The organism is Streptomyces sp. NPDC059443 (assembly GCF_042750105.1).
GTDB lineage: Bacteria > Actinomycetota > Actinomycetes > Streptomycetales > Streptomycetaceae > Streptomyces.
Map to the genome: position 1 here is coordinate 39630 of NZ_JBHYVM010000027.1, position 19729 is coordinate 59358.

The window sequence follows — 19729 nt, forward strand, 5'->3', positions numbered from 1 at the left end:
GCAGGCGGGCAACGCGGCGCAGTCCGCGGCGCAGTCGGTGACGCAGTCCGGGACGCGGTCCGCGACGCATCCGGTGACGCAGTCGGTGACGCTGCCGACCTCGCTCGACGAGGCCGTGGCGGCGCTCGCCGCCATGCCCGCCGCCGTGCCCGTGGCGGGCGGCACCGACCTGATGGCCGCCGTCAACGCGGGGCTGCTGCGGCCCGCCGCCCTGGTGGGCCTCGGCCGGATCAACGAGATCCGCGGCTGGCAGTACCAGGACGGCCACGCGCTCCTCGGCGCCGGCCTCACGCACGCACGGATGGGGCGGCCGGACTTCGCCGCCCTGATCCCGGCCCTGGCGGCCGCCGCGCGCGCCGCCGGGCCCCCGCAGATCCGCAACGCCGGCACGCTGGGCGGCAACATCGCCACGGCCGCGCCGACGGGTGACGCGCTGCCCGTGTTGGCCGCGCTCGAAGCCGTACTCGTCATCGTCGGGCCGGGCGGATCGCGCCGGGAGATCCCGGTCTCCCACCTGCTGGCCGGGCGGGAGATGCTGCGCCCCGGTGAGCTGATCGGCTTCGTGCGGGTGCCGTTGCTGCACGCGCCGCAGGTTTTCCTAAAGGCCACGGGACGTACGGGGCCGGGGCGCGCGGTGGCGTCCGTGGGGCTCGTGCTGGATCCCGCGCGCCGGGGTGTCCGCTGCGCGATCGGCGCGGTCGCCCCGATGCCACTGCGGCCGCTGGAAGCCGAACAGTGGGTGGCTTCGCTGATCGACTGGGACGGGGACCGCAGCCTGGCCCCCGAGGCACTGGACGCCTTCGGCGAGTACGTCGCCGCCGCGTGCGTGCCCGACCAGGGGGAACCGGTGGCTCCCGGAGTACTGCATTTGCGGCGGACGGTGGCCGTGCTGGCACGGAGGGCCCTGGGGAGGGCGCTGAGCTCATGAACGAGAACGAGAACACTGGTTCCGCGGGTTCCACGGGTCCCGCCTGGGGCTGGGAGCCGGTGCCGCACGGCGGCGAGTACGACTCCGAGTCGACGGCTTTCGTGAAGCTGCCGCAGGACATGCTGGACGCGCTCAGCACCGGGGAGCCCCTCGCGGCCCCCGGGCACGGGTACGTGCCGCCGCCGATGATCGTGCCGCTGGGCACGGCCAGTACGGATCCTTCGGCCACGGGGACGTGGACGATTCCGGTGCAGTGGCCGGAGGCGGGTGCGGCGGTTCCGGCGGATTCGGGTGCGGGGGCTGCTGGTTCCGGGGCTGCCGGTGCTGGTTCTGCCGGGGCTCCGGCACGGGCGCCGATCCCGGCTTCGGTGCCGATTCCGGCCTCGGTGGCGGCGGCCTTCGCCGAGCCGTACGCGGAGCCCGCGGCCGAGCCGGTCTCCGAGTCGTACGGGGAGTCGTACGCGGAGCCGTACGCGGAGTCGTACGCCGAGCCTTTCGACGGGGCTTATGCGGAACCGTTCGCCGGGGCGTACGCCGGGCCCGTCGTGGACGGGGACCGCGCCGGGCACGATTCGGGGGAGACCGCCGAGTGGCGGTTCCCCGGGGCGGCTCCGTCCGACGTGTGGGTCTCGGGCGGCACGGGTGACACCGGAAGCTTCGGACAGCTCGCGCCCTCGGCCGACTGGAGCCAGGCTCCCGCGACGCTGCCGGGCGGGGCTCCGGCCCCGTGGGCGGCGCATCCCGACTTCGAGGGCGCGCGCGGGTACGTGGCGCAGCAGCCGGGTCCGGACGCGGGTCTGAGCTCGGGCGTGCTTCCGGGGGCTTCCGCCGCCGGTGGCGCAGCGGTGGGCGGACCGGTCGGCGGAGGCCTCGGCCGGGGGCCGCGGGTGCTCGGTGGCCCGGGGGTCGGCGGCCCGCTTCCGGCGGAGTTCGCCGCACCGGAGGGTGAGCCGGTCCATCCGGCTCCGCACGACATCGAAGCCTCCCACGGCCCGGCGCGGATCCCGGAGACGGGCGAGCGTCCGCATCCGGGGGCGGCGGAGCCCGAGCCGGCGCGGGCGCAGGCCGGGCCGGAGGAGGCCGCGCCTGCCTCGGGCGGAGCGGGGGCCGCGGCCGTCCCGGGTGAGGACGCCGCCGACCTGGCCGTGGCGGCGGGGCCGGCGGAACCGGGCGAAGGGGTTCCGGCGGGGGAAGCGACGTACGAAGAAGAAGCGGACTCCGAGGGGGCGGAGGCCGAGGCCGTCGCCGCCGTCCCCACCGCCGTCGAGCACGGTGAGCACGCGGAGCAGCACGGGCACGTCGAGAACCACGAGCACCCGCCGGCCTCCTACGTCCTGCGCGTCAACGGCGCCGACCGGCCCGTGACCGGCGCGTGGATCGGCGAGTCCCTCCTCTACGTGCTGCGCGAGCGCCTCGGCCTCGCCGGCGCCAAGGACGGCTGCTCGCAGGGCGAGTGCGGCGCGTGCGCCGTGCAGGTCGACGGCCGGCTCGTCGCCTCCTGCCTCGTGCCGGCGGCCACGGCGGCGGGCAGCGAGGTCCGTACGGTCGAAGGTCTCGCGACCGACGGGGAACTGTCGGACGTGCAAGAGGCGTTGTGCAGGTCGGGTGCGGTGCAGTGCGGGTTCTGCGTGCCGGGCATGGCCATGACCATCCACGACCTGCTGGAAGGCAACCACGCCCCCAGCGAGCTGGAGACCCGCCAGGCCCTGTGCGGCAACCTCTGCCGCTGCTCGGGCTACGCGGGCGTCATCGAGGCGGTGCGCGAGGTCGCCGCCGAGCGCGAGGCGGCCTCGGAAGCGGCCGCCGCGGCCTCGGCCGAGGCGCGCATCCCGCACCAGGCCCCGCCCGGCGAGGGCGGCATCCACGGGATGCCGGGCACGTACGAGGGCCCGCGGGACGGCACCAACGACGGCTCGCACGGCGACCACCAGGGAGGCACGGCGTGAGCGCGCACGACGCGGCGACGGTACCGACGGGCCCGGCGGGCCTGACGGGCACCGCGGGTCCGGCCGGCTCCACGGCCCTCTCCGAGGGCCCGGACCAGGCGGAGGGCGCCGAGCGGGAGGTCCCGCGCGGCATCGGCGCGTCCGTCCCGGCCGCCGACACCCGCGCCAAGACCGAGGGCACCTTCCCCTACGCCGCCGACCTGTGGGCCGAGGGCCTCCTGTGGGCCGCCGTGCTGCGCTCCCCGCACGCCCACGCCCGCATCCTCTCCATCGACACCTCCGCCGCCGCCGACATGCCCGGCGTGCGCGCCGTCGTCACCCACGCCGACGTCCCCGGCGCCACCACCCACGGCCGCCGGATCGCCGACCGGCCGGTGTTCGCGCACGACGTGGTCCGCCACCACGGCGAGCCCATCGCCGCCGTGGCCGCCGACCACCCGGACACCGCGCGCCTCGCGGCCGCCGCGATCGCCGTCGAGTACGAGCTCCTCGACCCGGTCACCGACCCCGAACAGGCCTTCGGCGCCCCCGCCCTGCACCCCGACGGCAACCTGATCCGGCACATCCCGCTGCGCTACGGGGACCCCGACGCCACCGGCGAGGTCGTCGTGGAGGGCCTCTACCGCATCGGCCGCCAGGACCCCGCCCCCATCGGCGCCGAGGCCGGGCTGGCCGTGCCGCGGCCCGACGGCGGCGTCGAGATCTACACCGCCTCCACCGACCCGCACACCGACCGCGACCTGGCCGCCGCCTGCTTCGGGCTCGACCCGGACCGGGTGCGGGTCGTGGTCACCGGGGTTCCCGGCGCCATGGCCGACCGCGAGGACGCCGCCTTCCAGCTCCCGCTCGGGCTCCTCGCCCTGCGCACCGGCTGCCCGGTGAAACTCGTGGCCACCCGCGAGGAGTCCTTCCTCGGCCACACCCACCGCCACCCGACCCTGCTGCGCTACCGCCACCACGCGGACGCGGAAGGCCGCCTGATCAAGGTCGAGGCCCAGATCCTGATGGACGCCGGCGCCTACGCCGACGCCTCCTCGGAATCCCTCGCCGCCGCGGTGGCCTTCGCGTGCGGCCCGTACGTGGTCCCGCACGCCTTCGTGGAGGGCTGGGCGGTCCGCACCAACAACCCCCCGTCCGGCCACGTGCGCGGCGAAGGCGCCATGCAGGTCTGCGCGGCCTACGAGGGCCAGATGGACAAGCTCGCGGCCGCCCTCGGCATCGACGGCGCCGAGCTGCGCCTGCGCAACGTCCTGGCCACCGGCGACCTCCTGCCCACCGGCCAGACGGTGACCTGCCCGGCCCCCGTCGCGGAACTCCTGCGCGCGGTCCGCGACTACGAGCTCCCCGCGCTCCCGAAGGACGCCCCGGAGGAGGACTGGCTGCTCCCGGGCGGCCTGGAGGGCGCGGGCGAACCGGGCGCGGTGCGGCGCGGGGTCGGGTACGGGGTCGGCATGGTCCACATGCTCGGGGCGGAAGGCACCGACGAGGTGTCGACGGCCACGGTCAAGGTGGTCGGCGGCGCCGCAACGGTCATCTGTGCGGCGGTCGACACGGGCCAGGGCTTCTCCACCCTCGCCCGCCAGATCGTCCAGGAGATCCTGGGCGTGGACGAGGTCGTCATGGCCCCGGTCGACACCGACCAGCCGCCGGCGGGCCCCTCGGCGCACGGCCGCCACACGTGGGTCTCGGGCGGCGCGGTCGAACGGGCCGCGAAGATGGTCCGCACCCAGCTCCTCCAGCCGATGGCCCACAAACTCGGCATGTCCACGGAACTCCTCCAGATCGCGGATGGCCGGATCACGTCGTACGACGGTGCGTTCTCCACGACGGTCGCGGAGGCCATAGACGGCAAGGAACTCTGGGCGACGGCCCAGTGCCGCCCCCACCCCACGGAGCCCCTGGACGCGGACGGCCAGGGCGACGCCTTCGTAGGCCTCGCCTTCTGCGCGATCCGCGCGGTGGTCGACGTGGACATCGAACTGGGCTCGGTGCGCGTGGTCGAACTGGCCGTGGCCCAGGACGTGGGCCGCATCCTCAACCCCCGCCAGCTGGAAGCCCGCATCGAAGCGGGCGTGATCCAGGGCGTGGGCGCGTCGTTGACGGAGAACCTCCGCACGGCCACGGGCCTCATCCGCCACCCCGACCTGACGGGCTACGCCCTCCCCACGTCCCTGGACGCCCCGACGGTCCGCATCGTCAAACTCGTCGAAGAACGCGACGTGGTGGCCCCCTTCGGCGCCAAACCGGCCAGCGCCGTCCCGGTCGTCACCTCCCCGGCAGCAGTCGCCTCCGCAGTCCGCGCCGCCACGGGCCGCCCGGTCAACAGGCTCCCGATCCGGCCATCGGCGGCGGTGGCGGCGCCCAACTCATGACCTTGTGACCACGATTGCACCTGCAACCCGGAACTTGGGGCTGTCGGTCGTTGTCGCTAGAGTGATTGGGGACACTGGCGACGTGCGTGTGCGAACGCGGGCGAACCGGGTGTGAACGGGGACGGGGAGCGGGGAGGCCACTGTGGCAGTGAACTATGGACCGGGCTTGTTGGGCGTGGACTACGGCGTGGGCGTGGCCTCGCCGGCGGCCATCGGCGCGCTGCAGGTCGAGTACGAGTCGATGACCGCTTATAAGAAGAGGGTCGACGGCCTGCTGTCGAAGCTGAACGAGTCGCCCGCGAGCGACAAGAAGCTGGCGGACGGCACGCTCCCGGCGGACTCGTTGGGCGAGGGCTTCGACGAGGCCAAGCGGCTGTTCACCGCGTACACGAACGTCCACACGCAGCTCTTGACCCTCTCGAAGGGGCTGGCTGACCAGATCGAGGCACTGGGGATCGCGATCCAGACGAGTGGTCGTGGCTTCGGGGATGTTGACGACGACACGAAGCGGCGGATGCTCGCGATCAGTAAGCAGGCTGACGCGAACTACGTCCCGGAACGGGATCCGCTTGCGGCGCCGCCCCCGCACAACTCGGCCTCGCAGGGATCTGGGCCGGGAGCTACGCAGGTGGAGGGCCTCTGATGGCAACGAATTTCGAAGGCCACACACACCAGCAGCTGCTGGCCATGATCGCCTCGGCCAACGCGGAGACGCTCAAGGCGCGCGGTGCCCAGCTGACGGACGCCGCCGCGGCCATCAAGGAGATCGGCGAAAGCCTCAAGGACCACCGGGTGACCGGCTGGGAGGGCGAGTCGGCTACGGCCTTCCAGGACTGGGTCGGCCGCACCGGCAACGCGACGCTGCGCCTGAGCGAGTACAGCGCTGCGGGCGGCAAGCAGATGACGCAGGCCAGCCAGGTCGTCATCGAGGTCAAGGCCAACATGCCCCCGTACGACACGGCGGCGGCCGAGAACCTCAAGGCTGCCCGGGAGTTCCACAATGACCCGGACTCGCAGCAGATGGGCCAGCAGGCGAACTCGAAGCTGAACGGCGACCACCAGCAGGCCGTTCAGCAGATGACGAAGCTGGCACAGGGGTATGAGGCTTCGGCTACCGGGATGGAAATGGCGGAGGTTCCGACATTTCCGAAGCTGCCGGACCCGTTTGTTCCCCCGCCTGTTTCCGAGAGTACCGACCGGTCACGTTCAGGAGGAGGTTCAGCAGGTGCCTCTGGAGGAGGTGCGTCGTACGTGTCCTCTTCGGCGGGCCCCGGTGGTTCGTCGTACGGCTCCGGGTCGCAGTCGGCGCCAGGCGGCACAGCGCACACCCCGACGGGTCCAACGCCGGGCCCCGTCTCCGTGCTCCCGGATCGCAATGTCGGCGTAGGCCTCGACACCGTCGGAACTCTGCCTGACAGGACCGCGCCCCCGACCACGGGCCTGCCCGGAGGCGTGAGCCCGGTGGGACCGGGCGGCACTACCACTGGTGTTGGCCCTGGTGGCTTCGTTCCGCCACTGACGGTTCCGTCTGTTGGTGGTATGTCGAAGCCTGGCGGCGGGTTCGTCCCCGGGACGAGCGGTCCCGGTGGGATCGGCGGCAAGGTCGGAGGCGCAATCGCCGGTCTGCCCCCGCGCGACAGCGGGATCGTAGGCGGTCGCCCGGTGACGTCCAGTGGACCGAATTCGAGCATTCCTCGTGGCACGGTCATCGGCGGTGAGGGTGCCCAGGCAGCCGGCCGCGGCATGGGTGGCATGGGCGGCGGTATGGGTGGCGGTGGCGCGCACGGTGGTGTCGGCGGTTCCGCGGCCGGTCGTCGTCTCGCCACGGAACCGGGCGGTGTGGTCGGCGGGCGCCAGGCGGGTGCGGGCGGTCGCTCGGTCGCCGGTGGTCAGCCGTTCACCCAGGGCGGTTCGGGGCTGGTTCGAGGCGGGGCAGGTGCCGGTCCGGCCGGTGGTCCGATGGGCCACGGCGGTGCGGGCGCCCATGCTCCGGGCAGGCGAGGGGCAGGCCAGAACGGGGCACGTCCCGACTATCTGGCCGAGGACGAAGAGACGTGGCAGGACGACCGTGGTGTCGTTCCGCCGGTGATCGGCTGAGTGGAGCGGACGTTGCACGGGATGCGTATGCGTAAGGCGACCGCGGTCTTGGCGGGTTTTGTGCTGGCCGGGGTCGCCGCGACCCCGGCCCATGCGGAGACCATCCGGGCGCAGCAGTGGCATCTCACCTCCATGAAGGCTGATGACATCTGGAAGACCAGCACAGGTAAGGGTGTCACTGTTGCCGTCATCGACGGTGGTGTAGCGCCCATCCCTGAGCTGGAAGGGCAGGTAGTCCCCGGAAAGGACTTTGCCACGACGTACAGCGGAGACGAACGAACGGACTCGAATCAGCACGGCACAGAGATGGCTGCGCTGATTGCTGGGACCGGGAAACATCCCAGCGGCGACGGGGCGTTTGGGCTTGCGCCCGGGGCCAAGATTCTTCCGATCCGTGTGCCAGAAGGCGTCGACGTTAAGAATCATGCCTGGACGGCCGCGATTCGGTATGCGGCAGACACGGACGCGAAGATCATTAACATCTCGTTGGCTTCGGGTGACGAAGATCCGGAACGTCTTGATGCGGTCAAGTACGCCCTTTCTAAGGGGAAACTGATCTTTGCCGGCGTGGGAAATCGCGGAGCCGGGTCGAACGAAGCCCTCTATCCGGCCGCGACGCCAGGTGTGGTGGGTGTGGGGGCCGTCGATAAGGACGGCAAGGTGACGGCGGAGTCACAGCACGGTGCCCAGGTGGATCTGACCGCACCTGGGATGGACATCGTCACGGCTTGTAGCGGCAAGACCGGTCTGTGCACGAGCCACGGCACGAGTGACGCCACGGCCCTCGCCTCCGCCTCGGCGGCACTGATCTGGTCCATCCACCCCGACTGGACCAACAATCAGGTGCTCCGGGTCCTCATGAACACAGCTGGCAAGCCCACCGACGGCGCCGCGCGCAGCGACTTCGTCGGCTACGGCGTGGTCCGTCCCCGTATCGCCGTGACCACCCCGGGCGACCCCGGCCCGGCGGACGTCTACCCGCTCCCCGACCTGGCGGCAGCCGGCGGCGGAACGGGTACGAAGACCTCGCCCGCCCCCTCCACAGACGGCAAAACCCCCCAGCCCAAGGGGTCGGGGTCGGCCCCCGCCCCCCAGGCCGAGGCGAACAAGAGTGACGGCAGCAGCCTCCCCTGGCTTGCCCTCGGGCTCGGTGCCTGCGTGCTCATCGGCGGGGCCGTCACCGCGGTCGTCATACGTCGCCGCCGGAACGTCTGATCCGGTTCGAGCGAGCGTGCAGATGACACCGAGGTAGACAGAGGGAGCAGGGCGCACCATGTCGTTCGACGAGGAATGGGCCGCAGCCCGGACCACCGCAGCCGCCAACGTATCCATGCGGCTCAACCACGTCCCGGCCGCCCCCGCCCCCGGAGGAACCGGCGCCGACCTCGAACTGAACCAGGACCACATCGGCGAGGTCGGCTCCGAGGCCTACAAGCTCCACACCCGGCTCTCCGCCGACGGCAAGCACGCCAACGCCTCCACCGCCGAGGCGGCCGGCGCGCTCACGCGCGAGCACTTCGCCAGTGGCGCCGCCCTGCTGAAGGTCAACACCCGCTGGGAGAGCCAGCTCAAGACCCTCGTCGCCGCCTGCGCGAACATCTCCAACGGCCTGAACTACTCCCTCTCGTCCCACAACAAGGACGAGCAGCAGCTGCACGCCGATTTCACCTCCTCCAAGATCGACCAGCTCCTCAAGTAAGGCGGCGGACACGTGCTGACGTACGAGAACGTGATGAACGCGCCCCTGGGATCGCTCCAGACCGCGATCACCGACTGGGCCGCGATGGTCACGAAGCTGAACGAACTGGCGGAGTCGGCGAGAAGCGGCATGAAGGCCAAGTCGGACAAGGCCGAGTGGAGCGGAGTCACGGCGGGCGTCGGCCGCTCCTTCATCGACAAGACGGCCAAGGAGTTCGACGACGCCGTCCAGGAGGCCAAGGGCATCCACCTCCTCCTCGCCGACGGCCACGCCACCATCAAGGCCGCCCAGGACCAGCTCAAGAAGCTGGCCGAGGAAGCCCCGGCGGCAGGCTTCCGCATCGACGAGAGCGGCCACGTCTCCGCCATCCCTCTCGCGGATCCCCAGGACCAGAACGCGGCCCGCCACGACCCGGACTACCAGGCGACCCTCCGCAAGAACCACGACCTGTGGCAGCAACGGGTCGACCGGGCCGTCGAGGACGCCCAGGACGCCGACGACTCCCTCGTGCGCGCGCTCCAGGCGAATGTCACGGACGACAACAACTTCAGCGGGCCGAAGTACAGCTCCCTGGACGCCGAACAGGTCGACCGCGCCGCCGCGTTGATGAAGAAGGTCACCGGGGAAGGCGGTACGGCACGCAACCCCGAGGCGCTGCGCGAGCTGGAGGACCTGCTCGACGACAACCGGGAGGATCCCGAGTTCGCGACGGGCTTCTACCGGACCGTGGGCCCCGAGGGCGCGCTCCAGATGTACTCGAAGATGTCCCTGGACTCCACGGGCCTCGGCCCGGCCGGTGCGGACCGTGCGCTCATGGTGGGCAACATCCAGAGCGACCTGGGCGCGATGCTGGGCCTGGCCACGCACAAGGACGTCCCGAACCACCTCGACGCCGCCTGGACGACCCAGCTGATGAAGGCCGGCCACAAGCAGCTGGACGTCGGTCTGACCACGAGCGTCTACGGGTACCAGGCGCTGGGCTCGCTGATGCGCGAGGGCACGTACGACACGGAGTTCCTGACCTCGGTCGGCCGCGACATGGTGGCGATGGACCGCAAGAACCCGGGGATCTGGGAGAACGGCACTTCCCTCGACCTGCGAAGGAGCCTCAACCCCGGGGGTGAGGACGGCCGCGGTTTCTATCCTCTGACGGGTCTGATGGAGGCCCTGGGTAATAACCCGGACGCGGCGACCGCCCTCTTCAACGAGCCGGTGCGCGAGGACAGCAACGGCGACGGGATCGTCACCAAGGACGACAAGCCGGTCAAGGGGCCGCACGGACAGGCGCAGGGCGTGGTCGACTACATGCTCGACAAGGACCCGTACGCGGACAGCTTCGACGCCACCCGGACCGGAGACCAGCACCCGGCCCAGGACGCGCTCGGCGGAGCCCTGGAGGCCGCGGTGTCGGGCCGCGTGACGGGCGACGAGGACGCGAAGCCGGTGCCGCACACGGCGGCGATGACGGACGTCATGGAGCGGGTCGTCGCGAAGATCAGCGACAAGCCGGAGCTCGTCGCCGGGGAGGACGGTCCGCTCAACGGCCTGTCCGGTCATTTCGGGCAGATGGCGGCCGAGTACATGCCGGACCTTCAGGCGTCCGCCGCGAGCCATCCCGGACACATCAAAGTCGCCGGCGAGATGGCGGAGTTCAACAAGGCGGACACGGCGCGCTTCCTGGGAGCGGTCGGCCAGGATCCGGGAGCGTACGGCGCGATCACCAACGCCAACCAGGCCTTTACCGGGGTGCTCGTCAACGACGCCATTGCGCACCGTGGTGAGAACGGGAACCTGGGTTTGGCGATCGGTAGCGCGGTTCACCCGGGTGGTCAGATCACGGGGATGCTGACCGAGGCCCGGGCCCAGAACATGCACTCCGAGACGGCGCACAGCAACGAGGAATACACGAAGGGCGTCGAAGACGGCGCGAAATGGATCAACCGTGGGATCAACGCGGCGGGCGGCAAGTACATCGAGTTGGTCCCGCTGGCCGGAGACGTCGTGGAGTGGGTCCAGGAGGACGTGACCGAGCACTTCACGGAGGACGCGGAGAAGAAGGCGGAGGACGAGACCGCCGCCACACAGAAAAAGGTGGCGGTGATGTACGCCGCGGCCGAGGACGGTTCGAGCAGGGCGGCGGAGTCCGCCGTGAAGCACGCGGCTGCCGGGACGGATCTTCCGGCGGCGTACGTCCAGACGTTGGCGGCATCCGCTTCCCAGGACTCGGCCAACGGCCACTCCGTCGGCCGGGACCTGGTGGCAACGGCCGCCGGCCGGTCATGAGCAGAGGGGCGCACGGATGACATGGGTCGGGAAGACGTCGCGTGTCGCGGCGCTCATCGCGGGCGCCTTGCTCGCGGCTGGGTGCGGAGGCTCGGACGGTGGGGCGAAAGCCCCCGTGGTGAAGAATCCTGAGGTCGAGGCGAAGGAGGCCTGTCCCGGATTGCTCGACGCGGCAGCCGCGGAAGCTCTGATTCGGGTGCTTGGCTCCGGCTATCTGGTCTCGGACGACGGCCAGGCGGTAGGCGCTGCCGCCATGACCCAGGCCGTGCAGGACGTACATCCCGAACCCGTTTGTCTGACGACCGGGCAGGTGGGGTCGGGAAGCCGGGTCGGTGAGATCCGGTTGAGGCCGGGACCCCTCGATGACACCGGCGTCGGAGTTCGGGTCGTGCGTCGGGAAAACTCGCGTGGTGTGTCCTTCGACTGCACGAGTTCCCGGATCCGGTTCGGCGGTACCTTGCGGGTCACCGCCACCTTTGAGGACCAGGTGGAGCGCGGTTCCCGGGATCCCAAGCTCGGGAACGACTACCTCGTCATCGCGCACTCCGCCGCCCGCGGCATCGCCAAGGAACTGGGTTGTCAGAACGGTGGCGGGATCCCCGAACAGGTATCGGCGCTGCCCGCCGACTGAGGCGGGCCGGGGCCGGGCATGGCGAAGGCCGCTCGGGGGAGCGCCTGCCCCCGAGCGGCCTGCCGCGAAGCCGTGACCGGAATCGAACCGGCGTAACTCGCTTTGCAGGCGAGTCCCTCAACCACTCGGGCACACGGCTGGGTGGTGGTGATGGGTATGACCGTACGAGGGCGGGTGCGGGGGTGGGAAGGGATGCGCGGGGGGTGCAATGTGACTGCCATGCCGCGTTCACAGTCCGGGCGGTCCGGGCGAGGGGTGTCGGGATCCGTCCTTGGGCGTAGGGCTCGGGGCTGAGGGAGGATCCGTCGGAAGGACAGGGTCGATACGTGGCTATGCCCCTTACTCTGGGGCGATGAGCGTCCTCCCGCAGCCAGCCACGACCCCCGTCCCCCTCCCGCCCCACCCGCAGGGCGGGATTCTCGGGCCCGCGTACCGGACGCTCAGCATCGGGATCATCTCCGTTATCTTCTTGATCGCGTTCGAGGCCACCGCCGTCGGGACCGCCATGCCCGTGGCCGCGCGGGAGCTGGAGGGGATCGGGCTCTATGCCTTCGCCTTCTCCGCTTACTTCACCACCAGCCTGTTCGGGATGGTGCTCTCCGGACAGTGGGCCGACCGGCAGGGGCCGCTGCGGCCGCTGACCGTGGGGATCGGGGCCTTCGCCGCCGGGCTGGTGTGTTCCGGGACCGCCGGGACGATGTGGATGTTCGTGCTCGGGCGGGCCGTGCAGGGGTTCGGCGGCGGGCTGGTGATCGTCGCGCTCTACGTGGTCGTCAGCCGGGCCTACGAGGAGCGGCTGCGCCCCGCGATCATGGCGGCCTTCGCCGCGAGCTGGGTCGTGCCCTCGATCGTCGGGCCGCTCGCCTCGGGCACGGTGACCGAACACCTCGGGTGGCGCTGGGTCTTCCTCGGGATACCCGCGCTGGTCTTCGTACCCCTCGTGGTGGCGCTGCCGGCGATACGCCGGACCGCCTCCGGGCCCGTGGACCCGGAGGCCCCGCCCGTCGCGTTCGACCGGCGGCGGATCCGGCTCGCGCTCGGGATCTCGGCCGGTGCGGGGCTGCTCCAGTACGCCGCCCAGGACCTGCGGTGGCTGTCGCTGCTGCCCGGGCTGGCGGGCGCGGCCCTGCTGGTGCCCGCGGTGCTGGGGCTGCTGCCGCGCGGGACCTACCGGGCGCGGCGCGGGCTGCCGTCCGTGGTGCTGCTGCGGGGTGTGGCGGCGGGGTCGTTCATCGCGGCGGAGAGCTTCGTACCGCTGATGCTGGTCACCCAGCGGGGGCTGAGTCCGACGCTGGCCGGGTTCTCGCTCGCGCTGGGCGGGGTGACCTGGGCGCTCGGCTCGTGGGTGCAGTCGAAGGGGCGGGTGGCTCCGTACCGGCAGCGGCTGATGGTGCTGGGCATGGTCATGGTCGCCGCGGCCATCGCCGGGGCGCCGGCGGTGCTCGTGGAGTGGGTGCCGGTGTGGACGCTGGCGCTGGTGTGGGCGCTGGGGTGTCTGGGGATGGGGCTGGTCATCGGCTCCACGAGCGTGCTGCTGCTGAAGCTGTCGGCGCCGGAGGAGGCGGGGGCGAACTCCGCCGCGCTGCAGATCTCGGACGCGCTGGCGAACGTGGTGCTGCTGGCGGCGGGCGGGGCGGCGTTCGCCGCGCTGGGCGGGGGCGCGGTGGGTGCGGCGCACTCCGTGGGCGAGGCGGGTGGGGGGTCGCACCCCGCCGCCTTCGTGGTGGTCTTCCTGCCGATGGCCTGCGTGGCGCTGGTGGGGGCGTGGGTGGCGACCCGGCTGGACGCGCGAGCGCCGGTGCCGGTTGCGGAAGTCGGCTGACACCGACTGGTACCGCGCGGTACCATCGACCCATGGCTGGTCTCAACGTCAGGTTCACCGAAGAAGAGCTGGACGCCCTGCGCGAGCGCGCCGAGGCGGAAGGCCGCAGCATGCAGTCCTTCGCGCACGAGGCGGTGATCAGAGCCGTAAACGAGCACTCCCGCCTGTTCAACGAGGCGGCCGAGCACGTCCTGAAGGTCAGTGGTGAGCTGAACCGGAGGCTTGCGTGACCCGCTACCTGACCCTGCCCGAGGTGCTGAACCTCGCGGAACGGCTCGGGACCAGCGAGGTGCGCGACTACGGGCTGCTCGACTCGGCGCTGGCGCGCCCCCAGTCGAGCGTGTTCGGCCAGGACGCCTACCCGGACATCTGGGAGAAGGCCGCCGCGCTGATGGAGTCGCTCGCCCGAAACCACGGCCTGGTGGACGGCAACAAGCGCATCGCCTGGTACGCGACCTGGGTCTTCCTGCACATGAACGGACACCCCCTCGACGCGGCATTCGACGTGGACGAGGCGGAGCGATTCGTGCTGGACGTGTGCCAAGGCGCGCTGGACGTCCCCAAGATCGCCGCGCAGCTGCCGAAGTTCGCGCGCTGAGGCAGGGCGGTGTGATGCTCGCCGCACGCGCCGAGGTCACGGGCCTGTCCCTCCGCGAGGGGCGGGCCCGCACCGGTAAGGTGGCCCGGTTGTCCTACGTACGACTGCCGAGAGCGACGAACCGGAGACCGTGACTACTACCGCCTCCCACCACCTCTCACCCGCCTTCCCCGGCCGCGCGCCGTGGGGTACCGCCAGCGCCCTGCGAGCTTGGCAGCAGGGTGCGCTGGACCGGTACCTGGAGACCCAGCCCCGCGACTTCCTCGCCGTCGCGACCCCTGGCGCGGGCAAGACCACCTTCGCGCTCACGCTCGCCTCGTGGCTGCTGCACCACCACGTCGTGCAGCAGGTGACCGTGGTCGCGCCGACCGAGCACCTGAAGAAGCAGTGGGCGGAAGCCGCTGCCCGGATAGGCATCCGGCTGGACCCGGAGTACTCCGCCGGACCGCTGAGCAAGGACTACCACGGGGTCGCGATCACGTACGCGGGCGTGGGCGTACGGCCGATGCTGCACCGCAACCGGTGCGAGCAGCGCAAGACCCTGGTCATCCTCGACGAGATCCACCACGCCGGTGACTCCAAGTCCTGGGGCGAGGCCTGCCTCGAAGCCTTCGACCCGGCGACCCGGCGGCTCGCGCTCACCGGCACGCCCTTCCGGTCCGATACGAACCCCATTCCCTTCGTGGCCTACGAGGAGGGGAACGACGGGATCCGGCGGTCCTCCGCCGACTACACCTACGGGTACGGGAACGCTCTCGGCGACGGCGTCGTGAGGCCCGTCATCTTCCTCTCCTACAGCGGCAACATGCGCTGGCGCACCAAGGCGGGCGACGAGATCGCCGCGCGCCTCGGCGAGCCGATGACCAAGGACGCCATCTCCCAGGCCTGGCGTACGGCGCTCGACGCGCGCGGGGACTGGATGCCGAACGTGCTGCGCGCCGCCGACCAGCGGCTGACCGAAGTCAGGAAGGGCATCCCGGACGCGGGCGGGCTGGTCATCGCCGCCGACCAGGACTCGGCGCGCGCGTACGCCAAGCTGATCCGCGAGATCACGGGGACCAAGGCCACCGTCGTGCTGTCCGACGATACGGGCGCCTCGAAGCGGATCGACGAGTTCGCCGCGAGCAACGACCGGTGGATGGTCGCCGTCCGCATGGTGTCCGAGGGCGTCGACGTACCGAGGCTCGCGGTGGGCGTGTACGCCACCACCATCTCGACCCCGCTGTTCTTCGCGCAGGCCGTCGGGCGCTTCGTGCGCTCGCGCAGGCGCGGCGAGACAGCATCGGTGTTCCTGCCGACCATTCCCTACCTGCTGGGCTTCGCGAACGAGATGGAGGTCGAGCGCGACCACGTCCTCGACAAGCCGAAGAAGCAGGGCGAGGAAGACCCGTACGCCGACTCCGAGAAGGAGATGGACGAGGCGAACCGGCAGGAGGACGAGGACACCGGCGAAGAGGAGCAGATGTCCTTCGAGGCGCTGGAGTCCGACGCCGTCTTCGACCGGGTCCTCTACGACGGCGCCGAATTCGGCATGCAGGCACACCCGGGGAGCGAAGAGGAGCAGGACTACCTCGGCATCCCCGGGCTGCTGGAGCCCGACCAGGTGCAGATGCTGCTCCAGAAGCGGCAGTCGCGGCAGATCGCGCACAGCAAGCGCAAGCCGGACTCGGAGGCCGACCTGCTGGAGCTGCCGGCCGACCGGCGGCCGGTGGTCTCGCACAAGGAACTGCTGGAGCTGAGGAAGTCGCTGAACACGATGGTGGGCGCCTACGTCCACCAGAGCGGCAAACCGCACGGGGTGATCCACACGGAGCTGCGCCGGGTCTGCGGCGGACCGCCGAGCGCGGAGGCCACGGCGGGGCAGCTGCGGGAACGCATCAAGAAGGTCCAGGAGTGGGCCACCCGCATGCGGTGATTTCCTACGGAATGTGCGGCGGGGGCCGGGCGGAGATTCGTACGGTCCCCGCCCGCCCGGGGCCTCGTACCGGCGGCGGATCGCCGGTGGCGGGGACGCATGCGGCCTTGAGCGACCGCCAGGGTCCGTAGGTTACGAATTGGCGGCGACGCGGGTTTACAACCGGCATAAATCGGCTGTAGGCGCCCGGATTCTGGACGAGCCCTTCCGCTGAGCGGACCCGCTCGCTACTGTCCCCGCATCGAACGCCCCGTGGCAACGCCGCCGCGGGAGCGCAGCCGGTGCCATGGCCGCTACCGGCGGCCTCTCCGTGCGTCGCCGAGGGACCGGCGACGCACGCCCCAGAGAGTCACCGCCGCCCACCGAAAGAGGGAGAGGCGTCGTGACCGCGGAAACCTCCCAGACTCTCGACCGAGGACTCCGAGTTCTCAAACTGCTCGCCGACACCGACCACGGTCTGACCGTCACCGAGCTCTCCAACCGCCTCGGTGTGAACCGCACCGTGGTCTACCGCCTCCTGGCCACCCTCGAACAGCACGCCCTGGTCCGCCGCGACCTCGGCGGCCGCGCCCGCGTCGGGCTCGGCGTGCTGCGCCTGGGCCGTCAGGTGCACCCGCTGGTGCGCGAGGCGGCCCTGCCGGCGCTGCGCTCCCTCGCCGAGGACATAGGCGCCACCGCGCACCTGACCCTCGTGGACGGAACCGAAGCGCTCGCCGTGGCCGTCGTGGAGCCGACCTGGACCGACTACCACGTCGCCTACCGGCCCGGCTTCCGTCATCCGCTCGATCGCGGGGCCGCCGGCCGGGCCATCCTGGCCGCCCGTCAGGGCACGCTCATCGAGCCCGGGTACACGCTGACCCACGGGGAGCTCGAAGCGGGCGCCAGCGGGGCCGCTGCGCCGCTCGTGGGCATCACGGGGCTGGAGGGCAGCGTGGGCGTCGTCATGCTGGCCGACGCCGTGCCCGAGCGGGTCGGCCCGCGCGTGGTGGACGCCGCCCGTGAGGTGGCCGACGCCCTGCGCTGAGCACCTGCGCCGAGCAGCGGGCGGGTGCCACATCAGGACACCGAGCCGCGTCCCCGTCCGCCGGGGGCGCGGCTCGACCCGTTGCCGGGGGGCCACGCTAGATTGGCCGGGTGCTCTCTCGCCTCACACGTCTGCCGCGTCCCGCCGCCCTCGCCGTCTGCGCCGTGCCCGTGCTCGCGCTGTTCGCCGTCGCGGCCGTCGCACCGCTGCCCTTCGTGATCGCGCAGCCCGGCCTCACGGCCGACGTGCTCGGCTCCCGCGACGGCAAGCAGGTCATCGTCGTCACGGGGGCGCCCACCCGGGAGACCACGGGCCAGCTGCGGATGACCACCATCCAGGCCACCGGCCCCTCCACCTCCGTGGCCCTGCCCGAACTGCTCGGCGACTGGTTCGACACCACCCGTGCGGTCATGCCCCGGGAGGCCGTGTATCCGTCGGGTGGAAGCGACAAGCAGATCGAGGAGCACAACCTGGAGGAGATGACCAAGTCGCAGTCGTCGGCCTCCCAGGCCGCGCTCGGCTATCTCCACAAGGACCCCAAGGACGTGAAGGTCGAGCTGAACCTCGCCGACGTCGGCGGCCCGAGCGCCGGGCTGCTCTTCTCCCTGGGCATCGTCGACAAGCTCGACGGGAACGGCAGCGGCGGCGATCTCACCGGCGGCCGCAACATCGCCGGTACCGGCACCATCAGCGCGGACGGCAAGGTCGGCGCGGTCGGCGGGGTGGCCCTGAAGACTCAGGCCGCGCGGCGCGACGGGGCGAGCGTGTTCCTCGTACCGGCGGCGGAGTGCTCGGACGCCCGGTCCGAACTCCCCGAGGGGCTCCGGCTGGTCCCCGTCACCTCGCTGACGGATGCGGTGAACGCTCTGCGGGCCCTGCAGAAGGACGAGTCGGTTCCGTCCTGCTGACCCGCGGGGCCTCCATCGAGCGCCAGGCCGGGAACACCAGCGGGGAGAGGGTGGCGAGCAGGTAGACGCCGCCGAACCACAGCAGCGCCCGGGTCACCCCGAAACCGTCGACGAGCAGCCCCGCGGCCAGCCCGCCCAGCGGCATCGTCAGCTCGCAGCCGGCCGTGGTCACCCCCGCGACCCGGCTGCGCAGGGTCTCCGGCACCCTCTCCAGCATCACCGTGGTCAGGATCGGGTTGAGCATGCCGGCGCCCAGCCCCGACAGTGCCATCGTCACCGCGAGCGGCAGCGGGGTGTCGGTGAAGGCGGCGACGAGGTAGCGGGGGGTCCCGCATATGAGGAAGGCCGCCGCGAACACGGTCCTACGGGGGAACCGCTCGCCCCACGCTCCGTAGAGCAGGGCCCCCAGCAGCGCGAAGCCGCCGAACAACGCGATCATCAGGCCCAGCGTGGTGGCGCCGCCGGGGGCTTCGCGGCCGTGCACGGGCAGCAGCACCGAGGACCAGCCCTGGTCGAGCCCGTTGGTCATCATCACCATCACGGTGATGCCCAGCAGTAGCCGAGTACGGGTCAGGAACCGCCAGCCCTCGCCGAGTTCGACCCGGTACCCGGCGAGCGACACCTTCCCGGCGGCGCGCTGCGGCTCGGCGGCCGGGACCCCCCGCAGGAACGCGGCGACCAGCAGCGCCGATATCCCGAAGGTGGCCGCGTCGAGCAGCAGGACGGACTCGGCGCCGAGCGTGCCGATCAGTACGCCGGCCAGCGCGGCCCCGATCATGCGGGCCCCGCGCGAGACGGCGTCGTAGAGGCTGGCGGCGCGGGCGACGGTGGTGCCGGAGTGCTCGGCGAGGTGGGGGAGCAGGACGTAGCGCGCGGTCAGTCCTGGGGTGTGCACGAGCCCGCAGACGGCCATCAGCGCGCACAGCATCCAGAACTCCAGGAGCCCGGCGTAGTGCAGCAGGGGTATCGCGCCGACGGCCAGTCCGCAGATCAGGTCGGAGGCGGCGGAGACCCGGCGGCGGCCGAGCCGGTCGATGACCGGACCGCCGACGAGGGCCGCCACGATCACGGGCAGGGTGGCGCAGAAGGCGACGATCCCGGCCCGGCCGGCGCTGTCCGTGGTCTGGAGCACGAACCACGGGACGCCGATCAGGGTGAGTGAACTGCCCGCGATCGAAATGGTGTTGGCGGCGAGAACGGCGGCGAAGGGGCGGCGGCTCATGCCGTCCCGCCGTACGGGTACGGGTGCGGGATCCGGGTGATGCGGGCGTGCAGGTGGGCGGGGCGTATCAGGCGGATCCCGGCGCCGATCAGGGCCTCACCGACCCGGTCGCGCAGGGCGGGCGCCGAGGGGGCGGAGAGAGCGGAGGGGGCGGCCGGGGCCGCCAGGGCCGCCGTGCGTCCGAGGCGCCAGGCGGTGGCCTCGGCGGTGCGGGTGGCGTGGAGCGCGGAGTGGGTCTCGAAGTGGGTGAAGGCGTACATGGAAGGACTCCCTCGGGTGCGGTT

17 protein-coding genes and 1 tRNA gene are annotated in these 19729 nt (G+C 71.8%); 15 read left to right on the top strand and 3 right to left on the bottom strand.

Annotated elements, in window-relative coordinates:
- The first annotated feature begins 37 nt into the window (after positions 1 to 37).
- From ACFXDJ_RS24450 to ACFXDJ_RS24490, 9 genes are all read left to right on the top strand, one after another.
- On the top strand, positions 38 to 928 hold the full coding sequence (locus ACFXDJ_RS24450; protein ID WP_384651788.1) for an FAD binding domain-containing protein: 891 nt from the start codon (positions 38 to 40) through the stop codon (positions 926 to 928).
- Positions 925 to 2874 carry a 2Fe-2S iron-sulfur cluster-binding protein gene (locus ACFXDJ_RS24455; protein ID WP_384651776.1) on the top strand — a complete coding sequence of 650 codons (1950 nt, stop codon included), beginning with the start codon at positions 925 to 927 and terminating at the stop codon, positions 2872 to 2874. The genes ACFXDJ_RS24450 and ACFXDJ_RS24455 overlap by 4 nt, the downstream gene beginning before the upstream one ends.
- A complete protein-coding gene (locus ACFXDJ_RS24460) occupies positions 2871 to 5246 on the top strand; it encodes a xanthine dehydrogenase family protein molybdopterin-binding subunit (RefSeq protein WP_384651774.1) in 2376 nt (791 codons plus the stop codon). The genes ACFXDJ_RS24455 and ACFXDJ_RS24460 overlap by 4 nt, the downstream gene beginning before the upstream one ends.
- 142 nt (positions 5247 to 5388) lie before the next feature.
- On the top strand, positions 5389 to 5889 hold the full coding sequence (locus ACFXDJ_RS24465; RefSeq protein ID WP_384651772.1) for a hypothetical protein: 501 nt from the start codon (positions 5389 to 5391) through the stop codon (positions 5887 to 5889).
- The gene (locus ACFXDJ_RS24470) at positions 5889 to 7343 is read left to right on the top strand and encodes a WXG100 family type VII secretion target (RefSeq protein ID WP_384850285.1); all 1455 of its coding nucleotides are present in this window, start codon (positions 5889 to 5891) and stop codon (positions 7341 to 7343) included. Before ACFXDJ_RS24465 ends, ACFXDJ_RS24470 begins: the two co-directional genes overlap by 1 nt.
- Before the next feature lie 21 nt (positions 7344 to 7364).
- Positions 7365 to 8558 carry a type VII secretion-associated serine protease mycosin gene (gene mycP, locus ACFXDJ_RS24475; RefSeq protein ID WP_384651768.1) on the top strand — a complete coding sequence of 398 codons (1194 nt, stop codon included), beginning with the start codon at positions 7365 to 7367 and terminating at the stop codon, positions 8556 to 8558.
- Positions 8559 to 8616: 58 nt separating this feature from the next.
- Complete coding sequence (locus tag ACFXDJ_RS24480) at positions 8617 to 9042, top strand: hypothetical protein (RefSeq protein ID WP_384651766.1); 426 nt, start codon at positions 8617 to 8619, stop codon at positions 9040 to 9042.
- Positions 9043 to 9054: 12 nt separating this feature from the next.
- Positions 9055 to 11325, top strand: coding sequence for a hypothetical protein (locus tag ACFXDJ_RS24485; RefSeq protein WP_384651764.1), 2271 nt, complete (start codon positions 9055 to 9057; stop codon positions 11323 to 11325).
- Positions 11326 to 11440: 115 nt separating this feature from the next.
- Positions 11441 to 11956, top strand: a complete 516-nt coding sequence (locus tag ACFXDJ_RS24490) for a hypothetical protein (protein WP_384850288.1) — start codon at positions 11441 to 11443, stop codon at positions 11954 to 11956.
- A 67-nt stretch (positions 11957 to 12023) separates the two neighbouring features.
- Here ACFXDJ_RS24490 and ACFXDJ_RS24495 read toward each other — a convergent pair.
- Positions 12024 to 12095: transfer RNA gene (locus ACFXDJ_RS24495), tRNA-Cys, on the bottom strand.
- 213 nt (positions 12096 to 12308) lie between these two features.
- On the opposite strand from ACFXDJ_RS24495, the gene ACFXDJ_RS24500 reads away from it, so the two are divergent.
- The 6 genes from ACFXDJ_RS24500 (at position 12309) to ACFXDJ_RS24525 (ending at position 18223) form a co-directional block, all read left to right on the top strand.
- Complete coding sequence (locus ACFXDJ_RS24500) at positions 12309 to 13778, top strand: MFS transporter (protein WP_384651760.1); 1470 nt, start codon at positions 12309 to 12311, stop codon at positions 13776 to 13778.
- A 32-nt stretch (positions 13779 to 13810) separates the two neighbouring features.
- The gene (locus ACFXDJ_RS24505; RefSeq protein WP_030769667.1) at positions 13811 to 14008 is read left to right on the top strand and encodes a plasmid mobilization protein; all 198 of its coding nucleotides are present in this window, start codon (positions 13811 to 13813) and stop codon (positions 14006 to 14008) included.
- Positions 14005 to 14376 carry a type II toxin-antitoxin system death-on-curing family toxin gene (locus tag ACFXDJ_RS24510; RefSeq protein WP_384651758.1) on the top strand — a complete coding sequence of 124 codons (372 nt, stop codon included), beginning with the start codon at positions 14005 to 14007 and terminating at the stop codon, positions 14374 to 14376. The genes ACFXDJ_RS24505 and ACFXDJ_RS24510 overlap by 4 nt, the downstream gene beginning before the upstream one ends.
- Positions 14377 to 14506: 130 nt before the next feature.
- Positions 14507 to 16291: a DEAD/DEAH box helicase gene (locus ACFXDJ_RS24515; protein WP_384651756.1), complete on the top strand. Its 1785-nt coding sequence runs from the start codon at positions 14507 to 14509 to the stop codon at positions 16289 to 16291.
- 382 nt (positions 16292 to 16673) lie between these two features.
- Complete coding sequence (locus tag ACFXDJ_RS24520; RefSeq protein ID WP_054222485.1) at positions 16674 to 17315, top strand: IclR family transcriptional regulator; 642 nt, start codon at positions 16674 to 16676, stop codon at positions 17313 to 17315.
- 110 nt (positions 17316 to 17425) lie between these two features.
- Positions 17426 to 18223 (top strand): S16 family serine protease, encoded by a 798-nt coding sequence (locus ACFXDJ_RS24525; RefSeq protein ID WP_384651754.1) that lies wholly within the window; start codon positions 17426 to 17428, stop codon positions 18221 to 18223.
- Here ACFXDJ_RS24525 and ACFXDJ_RS24530 read toward each other — a convergent pair.
- Both ACFXDJ_RS24530 and ACFXDJ_RS24535 read right to left on the bottom strand, forming a co-directional pair.
- Positions 18153 to 19445, bottom strand: coding sequence for an MFS transporter (locus ACFXDJ_RS24530; protein ID WP_384651752.1), 1293 nt, complete (start codon positions 19443 to 19445; stop codon positions 18153 to 18155). The genes ACFXDJ_RS24525 and ACFXDJ_RS24530 overlap by 71 nt on opposite strands.
- Positions 19442 to 19705 (bottom strand): hypothetical protein, encoded by a 264-nt coding sequence (locus tag ACFXDJ_RS24535; RefSeq protein WP_384651751.1) that lies wholly within the window; start codon positions 19703 to 19705, stop codon positions 19442 to 19444. The genes ACFXDJ_RS24530 and ACFXDJ_RS24535 overlap by 4 nt, the downstream gene beginning before the upstream one ends.
- Positions 19706 to 19729: the final 24 nt, after the last annotated feature.